This is a genomic window from Rhodococcus erythropolis NBRC 15567 (assembly GCF_001552595.1).
GTDB classification, from domain to species: domain Bacteria; phylum Actinomycetota; class Actinomycetes; order Mycobacteriales; family Mycobacteriaceae; genus Rhodococcus_F; species Rhodococcus_F erythropolis.
Genome location: NZ_BCRM01000022.1, coordinates 89,152 through 112,804 on the forward strand (window position 1 = coordinate 89,152; position 23,653 = coordinate 112,804).

Below are 23,653 nucleotides of genomic sequence, written 5' to 3' on the forward strand. Positions count from 1 at the left end.
GTGCGGCCGAACCTTGATCGAAGTAAAGCTAGCGAGCGGACGGACGAACGATCGGGAAGAGAATCGTCTCGCGAATACCGAGACCCGTCAAAGCCATCAGCAGTCGATCGATTCCCATGCCGGTGCCGGTGGTCGGCGGCATGCCCTGTTCCATCGCGGCGAGGAACTCCTCGTCCAGCACCATCGCTTCGTCGTCGCCTGCCGACGCGAGGCGCGCCTGGTCGACAAAGCGCTCACGCTGGATGACGGGGTCGACAAGTTCGGAGTAGCCGGTCGCCAACTCGAATCCGCGGATGTACAGGTCCCACTTCTCGGTGACACCCTTCTTGCTGCGGTGATCACGAGTCAGGGGCGACGTCTCGACCGGGAAGTCACGGACGAACGTCGGCACGTACAGCTGATCGCCGCACTGGTGCTCCCACAACTCCTCGACGAGCTTGCCGTGGCCGTAGCCCTTGTCCTTGGGAACCTCGAGGCCTACCTTCTCCGCCAGAGCGAGAAGCTCGTCGACCGTCGTATCCGGCGTGACCTCGGTGCCGATGGCAGCCGACAGCGACGGGTACATCTCGAGAACCTGCCACTCGCCACTGACGTCGTACTCGGAACCGTCGGCGAGGGTGAGGACCTGCGTGCCGAATGCTTCCTGCGCAACTTCCTGGACGAGCTCACGAATCATCTTCGCGGAATCGTCGTACGTGCCGTAGGCCTCGTACGTCTCGAGCATCGCGAACTCGGGCGAGTGAGTGGAGTCGACGCCCTCGTTGCGGAAGTTGCGGTTGATCTCGAAGACCTTCTCGATACCGCCGACGACGCAACGCTTGAGGAACAGTTCCGGCGCGATACGCAGGTACAGGTCGATGTCGAGGGCGTTGGAGTGCGTGACGAACGGGCGAGCTGCCGCGCCGCCGTGCAGCGTCTGCAGCATCGGCGTCTCGACCTCGAGGAAGCCGCGGCTCTCGAGCGCATTACGCAGCGCACGGACAACAGCGACGCGCTTGCGGGCGTTGTCGCGAGCCTCGGGGCGAACGATCAGATCCGCGTAGCGCTGACGCACCCGGGACTCTTCGCTCATCTCCTTGTGAGCAACCGGCAGGGGGCGCAGCGACTTGGATGCGATCTGCCACGCGTCGGCCATCACGCTGAGCTCACCCCGACGGGAGCTGATGACCTCACCGTGGATGAAGACGAAGTCGCCGAGGTCGACGTCGGACTTCCAGGCAGCCAGTGCCTCTTCGCCGACGCCGGCGAGGCTGATCATGGCCTGCAGCTGGGTACCGTCGCCCTCCTGCAAAGTCGCGAAGCACAACTTGCCGGTGTTGCGCATGAAGATGACGCGGCCGACGACGCCGACCAGCACGCCAGTCGCCGTGTCCGGCTCGAGTTCCGGGTACTCCGCGCGGATCTGCGCGAGCGTGTGGGTGCGATCGACCGAAACCGGGTACGCCTCCTGCCCCTGCGCGAGGATCCGTTCACGCTTCTCGCGCCGGATACGGAGCTGCTCGGGGGTGTCGTCGACTGGCTGGGCTTCTACATCACTCACGGGGTACAAGACTACTGGGCCGTGTCCACCGCGTTTGTTGCTGGTAGCACCGCGGCGACCGCGAGCACGATTCCCGACAGGAAGTACAGCGCAACCCTGACGTGATTCCACACCGTCCAACCCACCTCGTACGACGCCCATGCGGCTGCATCGGTAGCGCTGACCGAGGCAAAAGCGTCGTTGCGGGGGACGTGGTAGATCGCTGTCACCGCGAAGGACGCGAGCACCCCGACACAACCGACAACGGCAAGGACCCAGCCGTCCGGTCTGGAGATCGCTGCCCAGATTCCGGCGGCGATCGCGGTGAGCGCCGATCCGACGAGTGGCAGCATCAAGGCGCTCCGCGGTGCTTCGACGTTGATCGCCTGCATCGACGTGATCGCGGCGTGTGCGTCGACCGACCGCAGGGCGGGCATTACGAAGGACGAGAACGCGAACAACGCGCCACCGGCAACGAGCGCGCCGAGCGCAGTCACGCCGACGAGCAACTCCAAGAAGATCTCGGATTTCTTCACGACCAGACCCCCGTTCGAGCAGCCTCGGCGGCAAAAGTGGTGAAATCTCGAGCGGGTCGTTCCAGGACCTCTTCGACGACGCCGGTCACACTTTGATTTCGTCCGTCGAGAACCTCGGCAAACAAGTAAGTGAGCAACTCCACGACATCACTCGGGACGCCAACTTCTGCCATGCCGCCGGAAAACTGTTGCAGTCCAATTCTTTCGAATGACACCGCACGCCCCGACACCGCCGAAATCGCCTCAACGGCCTCCGCGAAGGTGAGCAACTCCGGACCCGTCACCTCGAGAACTCGGCCGAGGAGGTCGGTTCGAGTCAATGCGGCCACCGCCACGTCAGCTAGATCGTCGACGTCGATGAACGGCTCCCCCACCTCTCCGACCGGAAGTTCCAGGCGGCCTTCCCGAATCGGATCGAGTAGATACCCCTCACTGAAGTTCTGGGCAAACCAGCTGGCCCGCACCACAGCCCATTCCAGACCGGTGTCGGCCAGAACCTGCTCGGCTTTCTGCGCCGCCGGTTCACCGCGCCCGGACAGGAGCACCATGCGACGAACTCCTTCGCGGTACGCAAGCTCAGCGAGTTCCTCGATGTGGGTGCTCGATTCCGGCACTGCGAGGTCCGGCGCATACGTCACATATGCCACGTCGACGCCGGACACTGCAGGCTGCCACGTCGTCTGATCGTTCCAGTCGAAACGCGTCCCGGATGTTCTCGACGCGATTCTGGTACGGATTCCCACCGCCGTCAGCCTCTGCGCAACGCGCGCACCGGTCTTACCGGTACCACCGATCACTACTGCCGATTGAATGTCGCTTGTTGTCGTCATGTACTCATTCGACCGCGGAGCGTCAATACGATCCATAGCCGAAGGTCGCAAAAACATACGTCAGCGTCTACCGTCGAAACATGGATGCATTGTCGATGATGCTGGCCGGGTCGCGGGCGGAGGGCGCTTTTCTGCTGCGCTCGCTGCTCGATCCACCGTGGTCATTACGTATCGAGGACCACGCACCGATCACCGTGCTGGTTCTGGTTCGCGGCACCGCAGTTGTCGTGTCCGACACCGGACAGACAGAAGATCTCGAGGCCGGCGACATTGCACTCCTGCGCGGCCCCGATCCCTATACGGTCGCCGATCACCCGGACACCCCGGTCCACGTACTCATCGACGAGGCACAAAACTGCGCCGCGGTCGACGGATCGCCACTCGAGGACATGTCGGTTCTCGGCGTTCGCACCTGGGGCAACTCGACCAGTGGCCAGACCGTCATGCTCACGGGCACATACCGTTTGGACTCCTATGTCAGCCGTCAGATCCTTGACAGCCTGACACCCGTCGCGGTAGTCCGTCGCAGCATCGAAACCGCGCCGATGACAAAGCTTCTGGAACAACAGATCGCCGCCGACGGACCAGGACAAGAAGTGTTGTTGGACAGGCTCCTGGACCTGGTCCTGATCTCGGCGGTCCGTACATGGTTCGCCGAGAACCAGAATCGATCACCGCGATGGATCAAGGCCTACGAGGATCCCGTCATCGGGCATGCCTTGCGGCTCATACACAATCGGCCGGAACATCCCTGGACGGTCGCGAGCCTGGCCCAGGAGTCCGGCAGCTCACGAGCGGCCTTCGCACGCCGGTTCACCGGTCTCATGGGGATCGGACCCGTCGGCTATCTGACCGAGTGGCGCTTGTCGGTGGCGGCGGATCTACTCGCAGACCCGGCACGAACGGTGTCCTCGATCGCGCGAGAAGTGGGCTACTCGAGCCCCTTTGCGCTCACGACGGCCTTCACCCGCCATCACGGAATGAGCCCGAAGATTTACCGCCAGACCCGCTGTGCGCCTTTATTAACCGCCCGCGGTTAATAAAGGCGCACAGCAAATACCTCAATGAGCCGAAACCGCCGCCAACTCGCGGGAGCAATGACGCACTCCGCTGAGCGCACCGAGCAGTCCGGCGGCCTTGATCGCCTGGTACCCGCCCACGAGATCGGTGGCCTTGTGCAGACCCAACTGCTGCAACGACGCTGCGGCCAGGCTCGAGGTGTAGCCCTCGGAGCAGACGATTACCCACTCGACGTCGTGGTCGGTGGCCAACGCGAGGTGTGCGCTGCTGGTGGGGTCGAGTCGCCACTCGAGAACGTTTCGCTCGATCGCGAGTGCACCGGGGAGGGTTCCCTCGATGGCGCGCTGCGCCTGCGGGCGAATGTCGACGAAGATCGCGCCGCGATGGAAGGCTTCGGTGAGCTGGAAGACGTACATACGATCGATCTGTGCGCGAGCGTCGTCGAGCATTTGGTCGATGGTCATTTGGTGCCCCCCTCGGGCAGGTCGGTCAGCTCGGTACGGGTGCGACGAAGAGTCCGGTGATCCGTCACTTCGTAGAAGGACATTGCCGTCAGCGGCGGTGAGTAGGCGTGAACACTCAGAGTCGGTGCATCAGAGCTGATTTCGATCGGAGCACCAGGAACATCCGTCGAACGCACGACATCGTGAACCCAGCCGAGCGGGAAAGAAGCCTGATCGCCGGCGTCGAGCTGGCGTTCCACCAGGGCGTCACCGGCCCAACGGAATTCGGTCAGAGAACCACTGAGGACGGTCAATGCGCCGAACGAACCTGCGTGGTCGTGCAATTCGGTGTTGCGTTCGGGTACCCAGCTGATGAGCCACACATCGACGTCGTCGTCCGCATGCAGGCGAGTGGACCAACGATCGAGCGTCGGGAAGGCGTCGGGAATGAGGTGGTCGAAACGGCCGTCGAGCACGCCGTTCGCTCCCTCGTCGGTCAGTCGCAGCAAATCGGCCGGGCGAAGGCGGGTAGGCAACGACGCACCACTCGGACGGCGTCCGGACGCCCCACGATTAGCGCTACGACCTGCGGAAACAGCACGATCAGCAGCGAGAGTAGGGGTCAAAACAGAGAGATCTGCAGAATATGTGGATAGCACGAGCTAGCTCCAAGGAATGTGAATTGGTCAAGGCAGCGGTCAGCCTCGACAACACTCCTGAGCACCCATGCAGCGATTCACGAGCACCATTGTGGCATAACTTTTGCAATCGCGAAACTGCTGGAACGAAACCATCGATCAGGCGACCGGTCGTCGACCGGATCCACGACGCGCCTGATTGCGCTCGAAGACCAACCTCAGCCCCTCGAGAGTGAGGTCCCGTTCGAGGTGGTCGATAGTGTCGGATTCGGGAATGATCAGCGGTGCGCTGTCCCCGGTTGCGATCACGGAGACGTCGTCACCACCGAACTCCGGCAGTTCGTCGCGTACGCGGTTGACCAATCCGTCAACGAGGCCGGCAAAGCCGAATACCGCACCGGACTGCATGCATTCGACGGTGTTCTTGCCGACCACCGAACGCGGGCGCACCAATTCGACCTTGCGCAGCGCAGCGGACTGCGACGCCAAGGCATCGGTCGAGATCTCGAGTCCGGGCGCGATGCAGCCGCCCAGAAACTCACCCTTGGCGGAAACGACGTCGACACAGGTCGACGTACCGAAGTCCACGACAATGCACGGACCCTCGTAAAGATGGTGAGCGGCAAGACTGTTGACGATCCGGTCGGCTCCCACCTCTTTGGGGTTGTCCACCAACAGTGGCACACCGGTGCGAATACCCGGTTCGACCACCACGTGGGGAACGTGACCCCAGTACCGCTCCAGCATCACGCGGATTTCACGCAAGACGGACGGCACTGTCGACAGCGCCGCAACGCCGGTGATCTCATCGACATGAGTACCCAACAGCCCACGGAAGGTCAACGCCAACTCGTCGGCAGTCATCCGAGGGTCGGTTCGCATTCGCCAGTCCTGCAACAGCTTCGAATACTCACCAGTCCCGGAAAACAACCCCAGAACGATATTGGTGTTCCGCACGTCGACCGTGAGCAGCATGGATTACACCAGGCTGGATTCGCGCGAGGCCTCGAGTGTCGACAGCATGCGCGGGGTGATCAGACCCGAACCCTCCGGCGCGTGAGCCGGGTCTGAGCCGAGTTCGATCTGCTTGTTGTCGGCATCGACGAAGACGACGCGCGGGGAGTATTCCTTGACTTCCTGCTCGTTCATCACGCCGTAGGCGATGAGGATGACCAGATCGCCCGGCTTGACCAGATGCGCTGCCGCACCGTTGATTCCGATAACACCAGTTCCGCGCTCGCCGGCGATGACGTACGTCTCGAGACGCGCACCGTTGTCGATGTCGACGATGCACACCTGTTCGCCTTCGAGGAGGTCTGCGGCGTCCATCAGATCCTGGTCGACGGTGACGGAGCCGACGTAATGCAGGTCGGCGTGAGTCACGGTGGCGCGGTGGATCTTCGACTTCATCATTGTGCGAAACATATCCAGGTCCTTACTCGTGAAAAGTGCTCAGTGAGACAGCAGGTCGTCGATGGCGTCGGCGGATGGGTCAGTGTCACGCTCGAGGAACCCGGTTCCCACCGCGACACCGACGTTGTCGATCAAACGGGTGGTTCCGAGCTTGGCGGCCACTAACAGTCGGCCGTCACCTCGCTCGGGCGCGGGGCCCAGATCGACGCCCCGAACCTCGAGGTAGTCGACCTCGATTTCCGGAACAGCTGCCAGAACAGCGCGTGCGGTTTCCAGAATTGCTTCCGCTCCCCCGGACGCCGCGTGTGCACCGGCGATCAGAGCAGCGGAAAGCGCGACCGCTGCAGCGCGCTGGCCCTCGTCGAGGTAGCGATTGCGAGAGGACAACGCGAGGCCGTCGAACTCGCGGACCGTCGGAACTCCGATGATCTGTACATCGAAGTTGAGATCCCACACCATCTGACGGATGAGTGTCAGCTGCTGGTAATCCTTCTCACCGAAGTAGGCGTGATTGGGTGCCGCGATCTGCAGCAGCTTCGCCACAACCGTCAACATTCCCGCGAAGTGAGTGGGGCGCGCTCCGCCTTCGAGTTCGCTACCCAACGGGCCCGGCACGATGGTGGTGCGCTGGCCCCGCGGGTACATCGTCTTGGCGCTCGGCGCGAACACCAATTCGACGCCCTCGGCGCGAAGCAGGTCGAGATCCGCATCGAGAGTGCGCGGGTACGCGTCCAGGTCTTCGCCCGCACCGAACTGGAGCGGGTTCACGAAGATGGAAACGATCACGACGGCGCCGGTGACCTTGGCCTGACGAACCAATTCGATGTGGCCGGCATGCAACGCACCCATCGTCGGAACGAGCGCCACCTGACGCCCGACACCTCGCAGTGCCCGCGAGACGCGCCGAAGCTTGTCCGGATCGTGGTGCACCGTCAGTTCGCCGCGCTTGTATCCGCCCTGCAGATCACTCACGACGGTCACCTCCCGTTTCAGTCAAGATGTCGAACAATTCGGTGGGGGCGCCCACCCGCTGGGCCGATCGCAAGGACATCGCCCGATAGCCGGCAGCGAGCTCCGGATCCAGTTCTGTCAGTACGCGCAAATGTGTGTCGACGGCAGCAGCGTCGCCGCGTGCCACCGGACCGGTCAACGCCGAGGGACCGCGTCGTAGCGCGTTGTCCAAGGCTGCCGACAGCAGCGGCTGCAGGACACGCTCGGCCACTCCACCCGGATCTCCGTCGACCAACTGTTGACCGAGCAGCTCGTCACCTTGCAACGACGCTCGCAGCGCCTCGACGGCGTCGACCACGAGCGTGACCAGGTGATTACTGCCGTGAGCCAGTGCGGCGTGGTAGAGCGCGCGGTTCTCCTCGCGCACTCGGACGGGCTCGCCGCCGATCTCGAGGACCAGTGACTGCGCGATCGCGTAACCGATGTCGTCGGCAGCAGTGATTCCGAAGCATGCCGACGACAGCCGTGCGGTGTCCTCGTCGTGACCGGTGAACGTCATCGCCGGATGGATAGCCAAGGGCAGCGCGCCGAGTTCGGTGAGCGGAGTCAGGATCGCGATGCCGTTGGCACCGGACGTGTGGGCGACGAGCGTGCCCGGCTTGACGGCTTGGGTGGCCGCGAGACCTCGCACAAGATCCGCAAGCTGGTCGTCAGGAACGGCAAGAATCAGCAGTTCGGAGCGAGCTGCGACGTCGGCAGCCGGAAGAATTTCGGTATCGGGAAGCCGCTTCACAGCGCGGGCGACCGAGGCACTAGAGACGGCGGAGCAAGCGCTCACAACATGACCGGCTCGCTCCAATGCGGCACCGACAGCTGTTCCGACCCGTCCTGCTGAGACAATTCCTACCGTCAATCGCGCAGGTGCAGGCCCATTAGTGATCCCGAAGGAAGTCACCGGATTCCTCTCGTTCGTTCCAGTCCCGCTCGGCGGGTACCAGACGTTCTGCGTCCGAGGATATCCTTCGCCCGAACCGTCATGCCATGGCCGGGCGAGTGATCTGCGACTCAGTCCTCTCGGCGACGACGTCGACCGGAGCCTTCGGACGGGTTGCTCGAACTCAGGTTCGCCATTATTTCGGCGACGGTCAATCCGTTGGAATGAGCACCGCTCGCGGCATCTTCCGGAGCGGCACGGCGACGACGGCGAGGCTCTGCGTCAGGCTCCGCAGCGGGTTCAGCTTCCGCGACAATCTCGGGAACAACCTCGGGCGCCTCTTCGACGACAGCGTCTTCGATGACGGCGTCTTCGATGTTCGGGGCCTGGGCGGGAGCCTTGACTTCAGGCTCGACCGGCGCTACCGGTTCCGGATCCTTCTCCACCGGAACGTCTTTCACCGTTCGTGTCGGCGAGGAACTCACAGTGGAACTCGCTGGGGAACTCTTCGGTGCCTGGTTCCCGCTCTGATTCTGTGGCTTCTGCGTCTCTTGTGGCTTCTGCGTCTCTTGTGGCTTCTGCGTCGGGATGACGCGCGGCGCCACGAAGCTGCTGTCACGCCACGACGTCTCCGCGAACACGACGGTCGTCTCAGCAGTCACCGGATCGTCGTTGGGCGATGCCAAGCCGCCGACGTTCGGTGCCGGTTGGCTGGGTCCGTTCTGGCCGGCGCCGGGAACGTACAACCCCGACGGTGCCGGCTGGTACGCGCCGTACGAACTACCGCCAAGTTCCGGTACTCGCGTGGAATCGGTCTTGAGCGCGGTCTGTTCGGGCAGCAGTCCACCTTCGAACAGTGCTTCGAGGTTTCGGCGCAGCGCCACCAATTCGGCGCGCAGCCCGGCCAGTTCCTCAGCGTCCGCGGTCACCTCACGTCGCACGCGACCTTCGACGCTCAGTTCGTACTCACGTCGAGCCGAAATTTCACGTTCGAGCTGCAGTTCGTACACGGTCTGCAGATCGGCAACCTTGGCTTTGTCCAGTGCCGACTCACGCCGATACTTGGTCATGGCGATAGCGCCGAGGGTGGCTGCCCACAGAGCGACGACCAGTCCCACCCGAAGAAGCTGAACGCTGTTGCTGAAGATCAGAAACAGCGAAGCAATGACAGCAAGTGCCAGAAGAGCAGCAATGATCATCTGGCTCGCGCTGCGCTTGCTTCGGCGCGCAGACTTCGATCGACCAGAATTTGTCATGGTTGCCAGGGTACTTGCCGAGACCGGGGTCGCCACGTACCTCGGTGGGTGATTTGCCGACCAGGCTGTCAGTGCGCGGGCTCGTCAGGTGTATCTTCCGGCGTCTTGCAACAATGTTCGAGCCACAGAGCTGCCGCTACCAGCGCAATTGCGGCGCCCAACCCCACCCACGCGCCCGGCGTGTCGGAGGCTGCGGCCTGCAGAACCGAGCGCTGTGGGATGAGATACACCAGCACTCCGACCCAGACACCGACGGTAGCTGAACCGACCAAAGCGGATGCTTTGGCCAATGCCAGCGCTCGGGCGGCAGTGATGGGATGAAGCTGTCTGAGCCCGTCTCCGACCTGACGGTTCTTGACGCGTGAACGAATGACAAAAGCGAAGACGGCCTCGGCAACGGCCACGAAGTACAGCGACGCTCCCGCATAAACGGGGATGGGCGGCATCGAACCGTAGAACACGCGAATCAGAATCCAGGTCGCCACAGCAGCAACCGCAGCCAGAACCGCGAGTTCACTGATCCGGGTCGGCTTCAAACCCTTGCCTTCTTCGGTCACCGCGCAAGCACCACATCGGTAGTGCGCACACCTTCACGCTCAGTGCGATCGAGGCCGTCGAGAATTTGTGCCACCGACAACTTCTGGCCGTCGACGATCAGCGTCGCGTCAGGCTCGACGTCCAGCCAGGGAACGAGCACGAATGCCCGTAGATGCGCTCGCGGATGGGGAAGGGTGAGCACGGGATCGGAACTGACGACGCCTTCGCAGTCGACCACGTCCACGTCCAGGCTCCGGGGTCCCCAACGCTGTTCGCGCACCCGGTCTGCAGCTTCCTCGAGAGCTTGCGACCGGCGAAGCCACTCAGCGGCGTCGGCCTCGGGATCGTCGACCACCACCACCGCGTTGAAGAAATCCTGCTGCTCGACGCCACCCCACGGCGCCGTCGAGTAGACCGGTGAGACAGCAACGACGGCGCTGCCCAACCCGTCGACGACGGACTGCAGGTGAGCCACGCTGTCGCCGATGTTGGAACCGATCGACAGAACAGCGCGCGTCATGCCGATCTGGTCCGATGTGCGACGACGGCGACGTCCGCAAAAACCAGCGGAATCGGTGCCGACGGTTTGTGGACCACGACCTCGACGCTCTCGACTCGCGAATCTTTCATGACGTCGTCGGCGATCTCAGCGGCGACGGTCTCGATGAGATCGCGCGACGGGCCGGCGACGATGGCTGCGGCGGCTTCCGCCAACTCGCCGTAGTGCAGGGTATGGGTCAGATCGTCCGACGCCGCGGCGGGAGCCAAGTCCATCCACACGGTGATGTCGATGAAGAAGTCCTGACCGTCACGCTTCTCGTGGTCGAACACTCCGTGATTACCGCGAACCTTCAGCCCGCGCAATTCGATTCGGTCCCCCATGTCAGGCCCTTTCTCGTCCACGGTTCCAGGCGTCGACCACGGCAATGGCGTCGAGCGAGGCTTGTGCGTCGTGCACCCGAACTCCCCAGGCACCCTCACGTGCTGCAAGGGCCGAGACCACGGCCGTCGCAGTCTCGCGGCCACCAGGCGGACGGGGATTGCCGTCGGGATCGCTGAGCAGAGACCCGAGGAACCGCTTTCGGGAAGCGCCGACCAGTACCGGGAATCCGGTCGCGTTGAACTCGGGTAGTGCACGCAACAGTGCCCAGTTGTGGTCGGCGTTCTTCGCGAACCCGAGGCCGGGGTCGAGGATGATCGACGACGAATCGACCCCTGCTTTCAACGCCAGATCGACCTGCGACAGCAGTTCGTCACGGACGTCGCGGACCACGTCGTCGTAGTGATCGGCGCTGCCACGATGGACGTAGTCACCGGCCGAGCGCCAATGCATGAGGATCCAGGGCACTCCGGCGTCTGCCACAACGGATGCCATGTCGGGGTCTGCGCGACCACCCGACACGTCGTTGACGATGCCTGCGCCCGCTTCGATCGCGGCGGCGGCGACGGAAGCACGCATCGTGTCGACGCTGACGCGAATTCCGGCTGCCACGAGTTCTTCGATCACCGGGGCAATACGATCCGCCTCGAGTTTCGGATCGACGCGGGTGGCTCCGGGGCGCGTCGACTCGCCGCCGACGTCGACGATGTCGACGCCTATGCGTTGCAGTTCGAGCCCGCGAGCGATCGCCGCGTCACGATCGAGAAATTGACCACCGTCGGAAAACGAATCGGCGGTGACGTTCAGAATCCCCATCACGACCATCCGGGCCGGATCGCTACCTGCAACGGGAGCCGCGGACATCTCGCTCACTTACGAAGGATGAGGTCCAGCGCTTCGGACCGTGAGGCCGCGCTGGATTGCAGGAGCCCACGAACCGCTGACGTGGTCGTGCTGGCTCCAGGCTTGCGGATACCGCGCATCGCCATGCAGAGGTGCTCGGCTTCGATGACGACGATGGCTCCACGCGGGTCGAGCTTGCGCATCAAAGCATCCGCGATCTGGCTGGTCAGGCGTTCTTGAACCTGCGGACGCTTGGCGTACAGATCGACGACGCGCGCGAGCTTCGACAAACCGGTGACCTTCCCCGACTTTCCCGGGATGTAGCCAACGTGAGCAACACCGTGGAAGGACACCAGGTGGTGCTCGCACGTCGAGAACATCGGAATGTCTCGCACGAGCACCAATTCCTGGTGACCCTCGTCGAAAGTTGTATTCAACGCGTCGTCGGGCTCGGAGTACAGACCCGCGAAGATCTCCTTGTACGAGCGCGCAACCCTGGCCGGCGTATCGAGCAGACCTGGGCGCTCCGGATCTTCACCGACCGCGATCAACAATTCCCGTACGGCAGCCTCTGCCCGCGCCTGATCGAACGGGCGGCCCGTTCCGAGCGACACCAGTTCACTGGCCACATCATTCACCGACAACCGAACTCTCCTCGAGAATTGTTCACAGGTCCCCCGCCGCAGAGCCTAGTGGCGCAAGGTCAGCGGGATCCGTCCGGTCCGTCCCAGCGAGCGGTGCTCGGGCCGTCGTCCTCAGCCGAATGATGCGGCGGCGGAGTCTGCGGCTGTTCCGGTGCGGGGCTCTGCCACTGGTTTTCGCCGGTCGGGTTTCCCCGGTTCGGATCGGCGAAGGGTCCACCGTCCGGGTACTGCACCGGGTAATCGGGCTGCGCGGGGTAACGGCGGCCGGGGTGCGGCTGCTCGGGGTACGCCTGCTGTCCCGGGTGCGGCTGACCGTACTGCCCCTGATCGGGCTGGGGCTGACCGTGTTGGGGCTGACCGTACTGGCCCTGCGACTGGTTCGGCGGGGTCGGATTCTGTCCACCGGTGTACCCACCCGACTGCTGTCCGGGGTACGTCGGCGACGGGTTCTCACGCGGAGGCCAACCCGGTGCCGACCATCCGGCGGGCGCTCCGTAGTCGGGTGTTCCCGGTTGCGGAGTCTGCTGCGGAGCACTCGGCTGCGGGTACGAGGGCTGTGCGTAGCCGTTGGAAGGTCCCTGGTTGCCGTTGTTGGGAAGACCACCATTGTTGGGGACACCGCCGTTGGGGACACCGCTGTTGGGTGCGCCTGCCTTGACGAGAACAGGTGCAGCAGCGGGCTCCGGCCACGTTTCGCCGCGCTCGATCGCGAGTTCGCGCGGAGTCTTCACCGGCGGACGATCCGAAGGCGTGCGCCCACCGAAATCGTTGAAAGCCGTGATACGCGGACGCTTTTCGACGCCGGCAAGGATCTTCTCGAGGTCCTTGCGAGTCAACGTCTCACGCTCGAGCAGTTCGGTAGCGATGAGGTCGAGCGCATCGCGGTACTCGTTGAGGATTGCCCACGCTTCGGTGTGCGCCGCCTCGATGAGGTTGCGCACCTCCTCGTCGATTTCGCGGGCGATCTCGTGCGAGTAGTCGGACTGAACGCCCATCGAACGGCCGAGGAACGGATCCCCGCCCTCCTGTCCGTAGCGAACCGCGCCGAGCTTGGCACTCATGCCGTATTCGGTGACCATCGCGCGTGCGATCTTGGTCGCCATGTCGATATCGGACGACGCTCCGGTGGTGGGCTCGTGGAACACCAGCTCCTCGGCGGCGCGTCCACCCATTGCCATGACGAGACGAGCGATCATCTCCGAACGCGTCATCAAACCCTTGTCGTCTTCGGGCACGGTCATCGCGTGACCGCCGGTGCGACCGCGAGCGAGGATCGTGACCTTGTAGACCGGCTCGATGTCAGGCATTGCCCAAGCAGCCAGCGTGTGACCGCCCTCGTGGTACGCCGTGATCTTCTTCTCGTGCTCGCTGATGATGCGACTCTTACGCCGCGGTCCACCGACAACACGGTCCACCGATTCCTCGAGCGAGGCTTCGGTGATGACGGTTCCGTTTTCGCGTGCGGTGAGCAGCGCAGCCTCGTTGATGACGTTGGCAAGATCGGCGCCCGACATTCCGACGGTCCGCTTCGCGAGGCCTTCGAGATCGGCGTTGGGATCGATCGGCTTGCCCTGCGAGTGCACTCGCAGGATCGCACGGCGACCGGCGAGGTCGGGGGCGCCAACCGGAATCTGGCGATCGAAGCGTCCCGGACGCAGCAGTGCGGGGTCGAGGATGTCTGGGCGGTTGGTTGCGGCGATCAAGATGATGCCGGTGCGATCACCGAAGCCGTCCATCTCGACGAGCAGCTGGTTGAGCGTCTGCTCGCGCTCGTCGTGTCCGCCGCCCAGTCCTGCGCCGCGCTGACGACCGACTGCGTCGATCTCGTCGACGAAGATGATGCAGGGGCTGTTCTGCTTGGCCTGCTCGAACATGTCGCGAACACGCGAAGCACCGACACCGACGAACATCTCGACGAAGTCCGAACCGGAGATGGTGAAGAACGGGACGCCGGCTTCGCCTGCGACAGCGCGAGCGAGCAGCGTCTTACCGGTTCCGGGAGGGCCGTACAGCAGCACACCGCGCGGAATCTTGGCGCCGAGCGCCTGGTAGCGAGCCGGGTTCTGCAGGAAGTCCTTGATCTCGTACAGCTCTTCGACAGCCTCGTCCGCACCGGCGACGTCGGCGAACGTGGTTTTCGGCATGTCCTTGGTGAGCTGCTTGGCCTTCGACTTACCGAATCCCATGACTCCGCCGCGACCACCGCCGCCCTGCATCCGGTTCATGACGAAGAAGAAGATGCCGAACAGAATGATCATCGGCAGCACGAACAGAAGGATCGACGTCAGCCAACTCTCCTGAGTGACCGTCGTGTTGAACTTGTCCGCTCCGGCGCCTTCGACCTTGTCGAAGATCTGCTCCGACGCACTCGCGGGGTACTTCGCCAGGATCTGCGTCTTACCGTCGGTGGCGTCGTTGCCGTTCTTGAGCCACAGACGAACCTGCTGCTCACGGTCGTCGATCTGCGCCGACTCAACGTTCTTGGCGTCGAGTTGGGAGATCGCGACCGAGGTGTCGACGGTCTTGAAGTCGCGGGTGTCGTTGCTGAAGTAGCTGAAGGCATAGATCACCAACAGCACGACGGCTACGAGTAGCACGTTACGGAACACAGTCTTACGGTTCATACAGGTCGGCCGATGTGGCCGGTCCTTTCGAGAGTGCGGGTCTGCCAGGTCGCCTTCCGGCTGCCAACCGGACACCTGCAGGTTACCGCGATCGGCCCCATCGATGCCCGCCAGCGGCCGTGCCGCTTGGTTGGAACGGTCGTCACTGTGTTCAACGTGCGCATTGCCGATCAGGTTCCCGGGCTACGTCGCAGCACAGTTTCCTGTGAGCGAACATGCTCATAGTGGTTATCGTGCGCTTTTCCGACGCTCGTCCGTCGTTATTCGTCAGGCCGTTTCGGAGAGGATTCCCGCAACAACGTCAGCGGCGCCCGATTGGTCACCGTCGATGATCCGGTGCGCGAGCTGATCGAGTCGCGCAGACAGTCGCGCCGAGGACTCGGGCACGTCCGCCTGCTTGGCGATGGTGTCGTCGAGATCAGCCAATAAGCCGCCACCGGCCAGGTGCCTGACGCAGCGCCATGTCTCGGCGAAGTTTCTCGCGGTCCCGTCGTCGGTCAACATCGCGACCCGAAGCGCAGCGTTGGGATTCGACGCCGCCGCCCGAGCCAGGCCGGCCATGATCGCTTCCCTGGCAGCAGTCAGTTCGTCGACGGTTCGGTCTTGCAACCGCACTCCCGAGTCTGCAGACCTACCCGCGTCGGGCGTCGGAGCTTCGCGAATCACCGCTCCGTTACCGTGCTGGATTTCGACTCTGCCCCGAATCTCGAGGGCCACGAGCGCTTGAGCCAGCGACGCTCGACTCACGCCGAGTTCGGCAGCCAGGCTGCGTTCGGGAGGAAGCCGATCGCCGGGCGAAAGGCCTTGAGCCTCGATGAAATTCGAAATGTGCTCGGCCAACTGCTCATACAGACGCGGACGCTTCAATCGTCCGGGCAGGCCCGAGCGCGAGCCGGGCGATGACGTCGAATTCATGCCTCGGAGTGTACTTGACAAATGGAGCAGTGGCAGAGAGGCTAGGCCAATTCCAAGTGATGCAGACCACAAGCTGGTCGCGAACGGATTGAGAGTTCGATGGCAAATGTCATAGCCCTGTCAGTACTTGTCCTGGTGTTCGTCATATCCACCGTGAGGTCGGTGAACATGGGTGCGCTTGCCCTGGTGGCTGCCTTCGTCGTCGGAACACTGGTCTTCACTGTCGATACCAGCGAGATCCTCGACGGCTTCCCGGCCAGCCTCTTCGTCATCCTGGTCGGCGTCACCTACCTGTTCGCGCTGGCCAGAAACAACGGCACGGTCGATTGGATCATTCACGCGGCGGTCCGTGCGGTCAGAGGACGAGTGGCCCTCGTGCCGTGGGCGATGTTCGCGGTGTGCGCGGCCGTCACCGCCATGGGCGCGGTCAGTCCCGCTGCCGTTGCCATCATCGCGCCCGTGGCGATGGGCTTCGCCACCCGCTACCGGATCCACCCCATGCTGATGGGCTTCATGGTCGTCCAGGGCGCAACGGCGGGCAGCTTCTCCCCTATCGGAATCTTCGGTGTGATCACCAACGACGTCATGCGCCAGAACGGCCTCCCGTCCAGCCCGGCCTTGCTGTTCGTCTCGACCTTCGCGGCCGCGGCCGTAGTTGCCGCAATCGCGTACGTCTCGTTCGGCGGTCGCGCATTGATTGCACGCGGCGCCTCGGAGCGCGTGCTTGTCAGCGCAGTCGGCAACGCGTCGGGCGGTGGCGACACCATCACCGGTTCGGGTGCCGGCGACAGCTCGAAGGGTGGCGGCAAGTCCTCGGTTGGGACCGCTCCGCACGAGGGAGCACTCAATCTCGAGCGGCGACTCACCCTGCTCGGACTGGCGTCGCTTGCACTCGGCGCCTTGGTCTTCGACCTCGACGTCGGATTCACCGCACTGACCGTCGCGGTACTTCTCACCCTGATCTTCCCGGCCTCCGCCCGCGGGGCCGTCGACAAGATCAGCTGGGGCACCGTGCTCCTCATCGGCGGAATCGTCACCTACGTGGCCCTATTGCAGAACCAAAACACCGTCCAGTGGCTCGGGGATTCGGTAGCTCACGTGGGCATTCCACTTCTCGCGGCGTTCCTGATCTGTCTGATCGGCGCGATCGTGTCGGCGTTTGCATCCACCACCGGAATCCTCGGTGCACTCATCCCTTTGGCAATTCCCTTCCTCATGACCGGCCAGGTCAATGCAACCGGCCTGGTTATCGCACTGGCAATCTCGTCGTCTCTGGTCGATTGCAGTCCGTTCTCGACCAACGGCGCGCTGGTGGTGGCGAACGCCGCTCCGGAAGAACGCGACGTGGTGTTCGGGCTGACGATGCGGTGGGGCATGACCATCATGGTCGTGACGCCGATCCTCGCCTGGCTGCTGTTCGTTGTTCCCTGGTCCGTCTGAATCTTCGTTTGAAGAAAGGAAACTCGCGATGAACAGCGAATCCACACTTTTACGCTCCCTCGACCCCCACACATTCGACGATCATGGAGCGGCGGTCAGTTTCGGCGAAGGCGCAACCCTCTCTCGCGCCGACCTGTTGGCCGCCGCCACCGCGGTCGCCGATCGAATCCACGGTGCACAGCGCGTGGCAGTACAAGCCGCCGCCGGCCTCGAGACAGTGGTCGCCGTCGCCGGCGCGCTGATCGCCGGTGTTGCCGTGGTCCCGATCCCACCGGACTCCGGCCCGCTCGAACGTCAGCACATCATCGCCGATTCCCAGGCCGAACTGATACTCGGGGACGGACCGTCGGATTCGATTATCCCGTTGATTCCCATCGATATTCACGCGCGATCTGCGACGTCCTATCCCGAACCGAGCGCGGCAGCTACCGCACTGATCATGTACACCTCAGGAACCACCGGAGCGCCGAAAGGCGTCGTCCTCTCGCGAGCAGCGATCGCAACAGATCTCGACGCACTTGCCCACGTGTGGAATTGGACTCCAGAGGACACACTCGTCCACGGACTTCCCCTCTTCCACGTCCATGGGTTGATTCTCGGCGTGTTGGGCGCCTTGCGCGTCGGTTCACCGCTGATTCATACCGTCAGACCAACTCCGGATTCGTATGCCGCAGCGGGCGGCTCGTTGTACTTCGGTGTTCCGACCGTCTGGTCACGCATGTGCGGTGATCCCTCGGCGGCGGCAGCATTGCGATCCGCGCGCTTGCTCGTGTCCGGAAGTGCACCACTTCCGGTTCCATTGTTCGAGCGGATGAAATCGCTGACCGGGTTGGCTCCCGTCGAGCGCTACGGAATGAGTGAAACCCTCATCACCGTCAGCACGACGCACGACGGCGAACGTCGCCCGGGTTGGGTCGGGCACGCTGTTCCCGGAGTCAGGACGAGGTTGCGCGGCGAGAACGGCGAATTGTCGGCGCACGACGGAGAGCAGCTTGGGCAACTGGAAGTTGCGGGAGCCGTGCTCTTCGACGAGTACCTCGGGAACCCCTCGAAGACAGCGGAATCCATGACCGAGGACGGCTGGTTCCGCACCGGCGACATCGCGGTGATCGACGACAGCGGATTCCACCGCATCGTCGGCCGCGAGTCGGTCGACATGATCAAGTCCGGTGGATACCGCATCGGTGCAGGCGAGGTGGAACAGGCACTTCTGGCATACCCCGGCGTTCGCGAGGCCGCCGTCGTCGGTGTGCCGGACGACGATCTCGGCCAGCGCATAGTCGCATTCATCGTCGGGGACGTAGCTGACTGCGCGGTGGTTTCGGACTTCGTCGCCGAATCGCTGTCGATCCACAAGCGGCCTCGTCAGGTTTGTCTGGTGGACAGCTTGCCCCGCAACGCTATGGGCAAAGTCCAGAAGAAGCTGCTGACGCTCTGAAGGCAAGCCTCTTCCATCGAAGCGTGCTCGGTCACTGTCGGGTCACCACGACGGCGGCGTCAGCCATCCGATCGTGGAAGCCGCGGACGTCCGGTGCGCTACTGATCGAAACGATGATCGCGATCGAAATAGCGACTGTTACAAGAGAACCGAGAATGCTCGCGACACTGCCCAACGACATCGAATTCAGCATGCCGACGAGCTCGTCACCACTACCGAGCATGGCCAACGCCGAAACAGCCGATCCGAAGTACATGGGGATCACGAATGCATTCCGTTTGAAGGACTGCGCCAAGGCCGGACGTGCACCTCCTACCGAGCGAACCCCTATTCCGAGGGCGAGTTTGCCCAGGGTTACCCCGAATGCCGACTCTCCCCATACGAAGTACACGATCGAACCGATCCCGATCAGCAGGCCGATCAGACCCGAACTTGTCCGGTAGGAATCGAAGTCGAATCCGTTTCCGAGCGTCGCGGTGGAGATCATTCCGCCGACGACCGACACAACTGCGAGAATGGCAAAATCGATGAACCGCGCGGCAACTCGTATCCCGGCGCCGGCCGGCCGAAACCCACCAGGCAGGAGTGGAACGCCGGTCGGCCCATACCCCGGGTTCGGTTGCGGCACGGCAAATTGCGGCACGGCCGGTCGCGGTGCGGACGGTTGCACAAGGTCGCCACTGGAGCGGGCCTCCGGTCCGCTCGAAATGAACGTCTCGGTCGCAGGTTCGGGTTCGGGTTCGGGTCCGAGTAGACCGAATTGCCCAGCAGCCCTTCGGTCCAACGCTGCATCCACGGCAGGATCACCCAGCGCTTCGAGCCACGTCACAAGATCGTCGTACGTCGACGGATTCGCAGCGATCGCCGGCCGCAACTCCGGCGAACTCGATGCGATCTCGAACAGCACCGCCGCCGGAGTCCGCGGATCCGCAGCCTCGAGAGCACGCCTCGAAGGCTGAACGGGCTGTCCGAGATTCGGTACCGCAGCTGTAACCGTGGTGGCCGACGCGAACAGTTGCACCCCCGCATACAAATTCCGAACAGCCGGTGAGACTGTGAGAGCGAGAGCAACCAGAACCACCAGCACCGCCATGGCGAGATCGAATATCCATGCACTGTAATATATTTCGCCATGCATGGCCGACTGCACCACGAGACGAGCGATCATCAGGACGAGCAAGCCGACACAGACTCCAAGACCACCCTCGCGTGACGGGCGAGGGTCGAGCGAAGAATACCGAAGCGACAGTGATCTGACTCCGACGACGGCAAGAATCCCGAAGAGTATCGCGAGAACAGCGAGCACCAACGCATCTCCCCACGGCACGATGCCAAATTGCGTTGCTGCCATTGCGATCTGAGAGAATCCAACACCGAAGCTCCACACCGCGATCAACAGCATGCCGTTTCGTGCCGCTGCGAGCCAGACGTATCCGGGGTGCGTCCCGTCGCCGACGGATGCAACACCGAATGGAATGAATGTAATTGCAGCTGCGGCAATCAAGAACGTGATGCCGTAGTACGGACTAGCCGTGACCGTGTGGAACAGCTCGACACTTGTGCCCTCGCTGATCGAGTGGAGTAATCCGGCTGCGAGGAGAGCGATGCCGAGCGCGGCGATGGTGAGGCGCCAGGACGCAAACCGTCTGGCGACACCGACTGCCGCAACACCCACCACGACGATCGGAACGGCCGACGACACGAAGAGAACGATCAGGCTCTCGAATGTCTGCGGCCCGTCGTAATATCGGTAGCGACTGGCGGAGACCAGGATGTAGATCAGCGCGAGTAGCGCCGAGGCCACTGACGACCCCCAAGCCACAAACACAAGCGGCTTCACCAACGCCAACCATCGCGGCGCGGTTCGAGGGTCGATGCGAATTTCGGCCGCTCGCGGTTGAGCTGCGAGCAGGGCGCCGGCAAGCCCGAACCACGCTCCAGCGCCGACCCCGTTGCCGGTGAAAACACTCGAGCTCTCACTGAATCGGAACATTCCACGAATGACGTCGTAGACGACAAGACCCACGACAGTGGCAATGAGGGGTCCGTTGGCCACCAGACGCAGCACACGTATCTGCCCGACATTCCAATTCGGCCCGAGCATTCCGAGTCGCGCCACGTACGGCAGAGACAGGGACACCAGCGACAGCAGTGTCGGCAAAACCAGAAGCACCACAAGAGCACTCGAACCGACGCGGGTTATTGCGACGGTCGCACTCCACGGCAAGAAGAACGACACGAACAGTAGTACCGCGGCTGTCCCGTCGCGGGTGTAGTCACCGATCCGAATATCCTCGAACGCAGATCGCGCCGGTGAATAGCCCTGCGCCGGTGGGTACACGCCGTGTGGCTGGGGCAAACCGTCTATTGATGATTCGCTGTGTTGACGCGAGTTGTCTTCGGTCATTCGCCAAGCTCCTCAGATGTGGGAAGTGCGCCGAACGGCTCAGGCACTATCGCCGATATTTGGTGGTCCCCGACGAATCGCGATCGTTGCTGACGATCTTGGCGAAGCATTGATCGTTGGCAATCCGCTTCGAATCGCACCACCCGTTTGCCGCATCCGCATCCGCAAACGTCAAGCCTGCGACGGTTATCCACCAACCCCGGAGATCGAAGGTCCGCCATTCGTCACTCCAGAGCAGACGCACCTCCGGATACATGAGACGAAGTTCGAGATGCTGTCGCAGGATCTGGGCAGCAGTCCAATGCACCTGAGCGCCATTGATATCCGCCGCATCGAGTCCGACCCGCTTGGAGGAGATCTGAGCCACCCACCTGTTCGCGAGGTCACCGATCACAAAGGGGCGATCGGCGTCGGCCTGAGCCCGGAGGGCGTCAAGACTCGCAGATTCGACGTCGCCCGTTGTCGGCTGCGCGCTACGTGTGGGTCGGATCGGCGTATTGGTGTCACTTCGCGATGCCGGCCCGGATGTCAGGCTGGTATCACTCGTCCCCTCGTCCTCGCATTCGACGAGTTGAGCACCTGACGCTCTCGAATTGGTCAGACTCGAAGACTCACCGAGAGTGTTCGGCAGCCTCCAGAAGCTACCGAGGTCGTACAGGAACTCGCGCTGGATCGAGTTCGTCGTGTTCGTCCCATCGGTTCGGGGAAGATAGATCGGCGCATCGGAGAAGTCGAACACCGCCGATGCAACGCTGTGGCCGGTGTCGGTGATCGACACACGAAGCGCGTCGGTGGAGACGATGTCTCCGCCGGGACATGATGCTTTCATTTCCATTAGAACGACGAGACCCTCTGCCTGCGTGCGGTATTCAACCGGCGTCAGGGTCGGTGTCCGTCCGCATTTCGTGACGTACTCGTTGCCTCCGTCGAATTCAGGGACAGCGGGCAGCCTGCCCGGTGTCCCTGACGGTCCGCCGGTCGGTGGGTAGTAGAGGAATTCGTCATTGGAGATCGAGGCGAGTCCGTCGTGGGCCTTCGACCAAGACCAGTGGTTGGTGTGGGAATCGAGTGACCAGCTGATGGAGCCGTCGTCGAGTTCAACGGCTAGTACCCTGCCGTCGTTAGGATGGACGAGAATTCGCTCACCGTCCGAGACCGAGTAAGAGAAGTAGTCACCGATCTTGGTCGACCACAACTGTTCCCCGGTGTCGATTCGGTAGGCCGAGAGCGTGTCCGAGTCGTTGCCCAACACGATGTCGCCGACGATCCGGCGTAGCGAGAAGTGGTCTCCGCCGATGACCGACCACAACTCGGTGCCGTCGTTCATGTCGTAGGCACCGTGCGAGCCGATGTACGGACGAGAGTTCGATGCCGAGACAAGCCACGGTGATGCCGGTGCGTCTTCGTCAACTCTAAATCTCTCCGCACCGTTACGGTCGGACACGATGCTGGAGTATCCGTCCGACGGAAATGGCATCGCGCAGAGGACGCCGGCAAAACCTTGTCCTGGAAGTGCCTCGTAGCCACCCAGATTCGGATTCGAAAGCAGTGCGCCATCGACCGCGTTGAGCGCCGTAGATCCGATGCTCGAGTAATAGACGATGCCGTCCACGATCTCGAACGAATGCGAATCGCCGGATCCGACGCAGTCGGTTTCCGGTGGAGTTGTCGTTGTCCACGCCGCGTCGAGATCGTTAGGCGTACCGCGCGAAATCACCAGCCCGGACTGGCTACCGCCGACAGTGAAGACCGCTCCGTCGGAAACCTCGACCAAGGTGGCTGTATCGGCGTCGACACTCGAACGAATCGCCCCCGAGTCGAGCGAGAAGGAAACGACTCGAGCTGTTCCACCAGGGTTCCTGACGACACAAGGTAGGGCTGCATCGATCGCGGCGGTCGCACACGACACCGTGCCGGCGACCGGCGTTTGCCATCGAATGGATCCGCTCTCGGCGTCGACTGCTACAAGTTGGGACTGCTGGCCCTGCTGTGGACCGACCGTAGTGATCAGAGTCTGTCCCACGTCGATGAATCTCGCCGTTCCATAGCTCGCACCGAGCGAATCCGGCCACAGAAATCTTCCGCCCGGCAGAACCTCGTCAACGTCCAACGACCACCCTGGCGTCGGCTGCGTGGGGTAAGTGTTGACCAGCTGGCCTGCAACCGGTCCATCGGTGTCTCCCGACCGGAGAATCGTGACAACGGTGACGGCGCCTGCGGCGAGGACCGCGACGGCGGTAAGGGATGCAACGGCAAGAATCCATCCTCGGCCACGAGATTGAGAGGGCGGAGGATGTCCGGCAACCGGAGCCTGCGGTGGTGAAGGCGGGGGTGGTGGGGGTGGTGGGGGCGGGGGCGGCAACGTCATCGGTTGTGTCTCCCTCT

At 63.1% G+C, this 23,653-nt stretch carries 22 protein-coding genes; 3 read left to right on the plus strand and 19 right to left on the minus strand.

Going from position 1 to position 23,653, the window contains the following annotated elements; all coding sequences use genetic code 11:
• Positions 1–28 precede the first annotated feature (28 nt).
• The 3 genes from lysS to RE4_RS23385 are packed head-to-tail and all read right to left on the minus strand — an operon-like array spanning position 29 to position 2,885.
• Positions 29–1,540, minus strand: coding sequence for a lysine--tRNA ligase (gene lysS, locus RE4_RS23375; protein WP_003945834.1), 1,512 nt, complete (start codon positions 1,538–1,540; stop codon positions 29–31).
• An 11-nt stretch (positions 1,541–1,551) separates the two neighbouring features.
• Positions 1,552–2,055 carry an anthrone oxygenase family protein gene (locus RE4_RS23380; RefSeq protein ID WP_060939442.1) on the minus strand — a complete coding sequence of 168 codons (504 nt, stop codon included), beginning with the start codon at positions 2,053–2,055 and terminating at the stop codon, positions 1,552–1,554.
• Positions 2,052–2,885, minus strand: coding sequence for an NmrA family NAD(P)-binding protein (locus RE4_RS23385; RefSeq protein ID WP_020968357.1), 834 nt, complete (start codon positions 2,883–2,885; stop codon positions 2,052–2,054). The genes RE4_RS23380 and RE4_RS23385 overlap by 4 nt, the downstream gene beginning before the upstream one ends.
• Before the next feature lie 80 nt (positions 2,886–2,965).
• On the opposite strand from RE4_RS23385, the gene RE4_RS23390 reads away from it, so the two are divergent.
• Positions 2,966–3,925, plus strand: coding sequence for an AraC family transcriptional regulator (locus RE4_RS23390; RefSeq protein WP_060939443.1), 960 nt, complete (start codon positions 2,966–2,968; stop codon positions 3,923–3,925).
• Positions 3,926–3,946: 21 nt separating this feature from the next.
• Here RE4_RS23390 and RE4_RS23395 read toward each other — a convergent pair whose 3' ends face one another.
• The 14 genes from RE4_RS23395 to RE4_RS23460 all read right to left on the minus strand — a co-directional run bounded on the left by RE4_RS23395 (position 3,947) and on the right by RE4_RS23460 (position 15,983).
• Positions 3,947–4,369: a rhodanese-like domain-containing protein gene (locus RE4_RS23395; RefSeq protein WP_003945445.1), complete on the minus strand. Its 423-nt coding sequence runs from the start codon at positions 4,367–4,369 to the stop codon at positions 3,947–3,949.
• Positions 4,366–4,884 (minus strand): cysteine dioxygenase, encoded by a 519-nt coding sequence (locus RE4_RS23400; protein WP_019746792.1) that lies wholly within the window; start codon positions 4,882–4,884, stop codon positions 4,366–4,368. Before RE4_RS23400 ends, RE4_RS23395 begins: the two co-directional genes overlap by 4 nt.
• A gap of 261 nt (positions 4,885–5,145) precedes the next feature.
• Entirely contained in the window at positions 5,146–5,961 is an 816-nt protein-coding gene (locus tag RE4_RS23405) for a type III pantothenate kinase (RefSeq protein WP_019746791.1), read from the minus strand.
• A 3-nt stretch (positions 5,962–5,964) separates the two neighbouring features.
• Positions 5,965–6,411, minus strand: a complete 447-nt coding sequence (gene panD, locus RE4_RS23410) for an aspartate 1-decarboxylase (RefSeq protein ID WP_003945761.1) — start codon at positions 6,409–6,411, stop codon at positions 5,965–5,967.
• A gap of 27 nt (positions 6,412–6,438) precedes the next feature.
• Positions 6,439–7,371, minus strand: coding sequence for a pantoate--beta-alanine ligase (gene panC / locus RE4_RS23415; protein WP_170320391.1), 933 nt, complete (start codon positions 7,369–7,371; stop codon positions 6,439–6,441).
• Entirely contained in the window at positions 7,364–8,305 is a 942-nt protein-coding gene (locus tag RE4_RS23420; RefSeq protein ID WP_019746789.1) for a Rossmann-like and DUF2520 domain-containing protein, read from the minus strand. The genes panC and RE4_RS23420 overlap by 8 nt, the downstream gene beginning before the upstream one ends.
• A 110-nt stretch (positions 8,306–8,415) precedes the next feature.
• Entirely contained in the window at positions 8,416–9,540 is a 1,125-nt protein-coding gene (locus RE4_RS23425; protein ID WP_201799169.1) for a DUF6779 domain-containing protein, read from the minus strand.
• Between the two features lie 68 nt (positions 9,541–9,608).
• Entirely contained in the window at positions 9,609–10,076 is a 468-nt protein-coding gene (locus RE4_RS23430) for a DUF3180 domain-containing protein (protein ID WP_153213529.1), read from the minus strand.
• A gap of 17 nt (positions 10,077–10,093) precedes the next feature.
• The gene (gene folK, locus RE4_RS23435) at positions 10,094–10,597 is read right to left on the minus strand and encodes a 2-amino-4-hydroxy-6-hydroxymethyldihydropteridine diphosphokinase (RefSeq protein WP_030534807.1); all 504 of its coding nucleotides are present in this window, start codon (positions 10,595–10,597) and stop codon (positions 10,094–10,096) included.
• Positions 10,594–10,959 (minus strand): dihydroneopterin aldolase, encoded by a 366-nt coding sequence (gene folB, locus RE4_RS23440; protein ID WP_019746785.1) that lies wholly within the window; start codon positions 10,957–10,959, stop codon positions 10,594–10,596. The genes folK and folB overlap by 4 nt, the downstream gene beginning before the upstream one ends.
• A 1-nt stretch (position 10,960) precedes the next feature.
• The gene (folP, locus tag RE4_RS23445) at positions 10,961–11,821 is read right to left on the minus strand and encodes a dihydropteroate synthase (protein ID WP_020968349.1); all 861 of its coding nucleotides are present in this window, start codon (positions 11,819–11,821) and stop codon (positions 10,961–10,963) included.
• 5 nt (positions 11,822–11,826) lie between these two features.
• Entirely contained in the window at positions 11,827–12,444 is a 618-nt protein-coding gene (folE, locus tag RE4_RS23450; RefSeq protein WP_019746783.1) for a GTP cyclohydrolase I FolE, read from the minus strand.
• Positions 12,445–12,503: 59 nt separating this feature from the next.
• The gene (ftsH, locus tag RE4_RS23455; RefSeq protein ID WP_030534808.1) at positions 12,504–15,068 is read right to left on the minus strand and encodes an ATP-dependent zinc metalloprotease FtsH; all 2,565 of its coding nucleotides are present in this window, start codon (positions 15,066–15,068) and stop codon (positions 12,504–12,506) included.
• Positions 15,069–15,335: 267 nt separating this feature from the next.
• Complete coding sequence (locus RE4_RS23460) at positions 15,336–15,983, minus strand: FadR/GntR family transcriptional regulator (RefSeq protein WP_060939445.1); 648 nt, start codon at positions 15,981–15,983, stop codon at positions 15,336–15,338.
• Between the two features lie 99 nt (positions 15,984–16,082).
• On the opposite strand from RE4_RS23460, the gene RE4_RS23465 reads away from it, so the two are divergent.
• A complete protein-coding gene (locus tag RE4_RS23465) occupies positions 16,083–17,423 on the plus strand; it encodes an SLC13 family permease (protein WP_060939446.1) in 1,341 nt (446 codons plus the stop codon).
• A 28-nt stretch (positions 17,424–17,451) separates the two neighbouring features.
• Positions 17,452–18,861: an acyl-CoA synthetase gene (locus RE4_RS23470; RefSeq protein WP_060939447.1), complete on the plus strand. Its 1,410-nt coding sequence runs from the start codon at positions 17,452–17,454 to the stop codon at positions 18,859–18,861.
• A gap of 31 nt (positions 18,862–18,892) precedes the next feature.
• Here the strand turns inward: RE4_RS23470 and RE4_RS23475 are convergent, their stop codons facing one another.
• Together RE4_RS23475 and RE4_RS23480 are read right to left on the minus strand one after the other, a co-directional pair.
• Complete coding sequence (locus RE4_RS23475) at positions 18,893–21,268, minus strand: DUF7937 domain-containing protein (protein ID WP_060939448.1); 2,376 nt, start codon at positions 21,266–21,268, stop codon at positions 18,893–18,895.
• Positions 21,269–21,314: 46 nt separating this feature from the next.
• Positions 21,315–23,636 (minus strand): outer membrane protein assembly factor BamB family protein, encoded by a 2,322-nt coding sequence (locus RE4_RS23480; protein WP_060939449.1) that lies wholly within the window; start codon positions 23,634–23,636, stop codon positions 21,315–21,317.
• Positions 23,637–23,653 lie beyond the last annotated feature (17 nt).

What these genes read in the sequence shown, in the direction of transcription:
- folK (WP_030534807.1), bottom strand. Translation starts at nt 10,597, where the DNA reads ATGACGCGCGCTGTTCTGTCGATCGGTTCCAACATCGGCGACAGCGTG.
- folB (WP_019746785.1), bottom strand. Translation starts at nt 10,959, where the DNA reads ATGGGGGACCGAATCGAATTGCGCGGGCTGAAGGTTCGCGGTAATCAC.
- RE4_RS23425 (WP_201799169.1), bottom strand. Translation starts at nt 9,540, where the DNA reads ATGACAAATTCTGGTCGATCGAAGTCTGCGCGCCGAAGCAAGCGCAGC.
- RE4_RS23390 (WP_060939443.1), top strand. Translation starts at nt 2,966, where the DNA reads ATGGATGCATTGTCGATGATGCTGGCCGGGTCGCGGGCGGAGGGCGCT.
- RE4_RS23405 (WP_019746791.1), bottom strand. Translation starts at nt 5,961, where the DNA reads ATGCTGCTCACGGTCGACGTGCGGAACACCAATATCGTTCTGGGGTTG.
- RE4_RS23385 (WP_020968357.1), bottom strand. Translation starts at nt 2,885, where the DNA reads ATGACGACAACAAGCGACATTCAATCGGCAGTAGTGATCGGTGGTACC.
- ftsH (WP_030534808.1), bottom strand. Translation starts at nt 15,068, where the DNA reads ATGAACCGTAAGACTGTGTTCCGTAACGTGCTACTCGTAGCCGTCGTG.
- panD (WP_003945761.1), bottom strand. Translation starts at nt 6,411, where the DNA reads ATGTTTCGCACAATGATGAAGTCGAAGATCCACCGCGCCACCGTGACT.
- folP (WP_020968349.1), bottom strand. Translation starts at nt 11,821, where the DNA reads ATGTCCGCGGCTCCCGTTGCAGGTAGCGATCCGGCCCGGATGGTCGTG.
- RE4_RS23395 (WP_003945445.1), bottom strand. Translation starts at nt 4,369, where the DNA reads ATGACCATCGACCAAATGCTCGACGACGCTCGCGCACAGATCGATCGT.
- RE4_RS23465 (WP_060939446.1), top strand. Translation starts at nt 16,083, where the DNA reads ATGGCAAATGTCATAGCCCTGTCAGTACTTGTCCTGGTGTTCGTCATA.
- RE4_RS23470 (WP_060939447.1), top strand. Translation starts at nt 17,452, where the DNA reads ATGAACAGCGAATCCACACTTTTACGCTCCCTCGACCCCCACACATTC.
- RE4_RS23460 (WP_060939445.1), bottom strand. Translation starts at nt 15,983, where the DNA reads ATGAATTCGACGTCATCGCCCGGCTCGCGCTCGGGCCTGCCCGGACGA.
- RE4_RS23480 (WP_060939449.1), bottom strand. Translation starts at nt 23,636, where the DNA reads ATGACGTTGCCGCCCCCGCCCCCACCACCCCCACCACCCCCGCCTTCA.
- RE4_RS23475 (WP_060939448.1), bottom strand. Translation starts at nt 21,268, where the DNA reads ATGACCGAAGACAACTCGCGTCAACACAGCGAATCATCAATAGACGGT.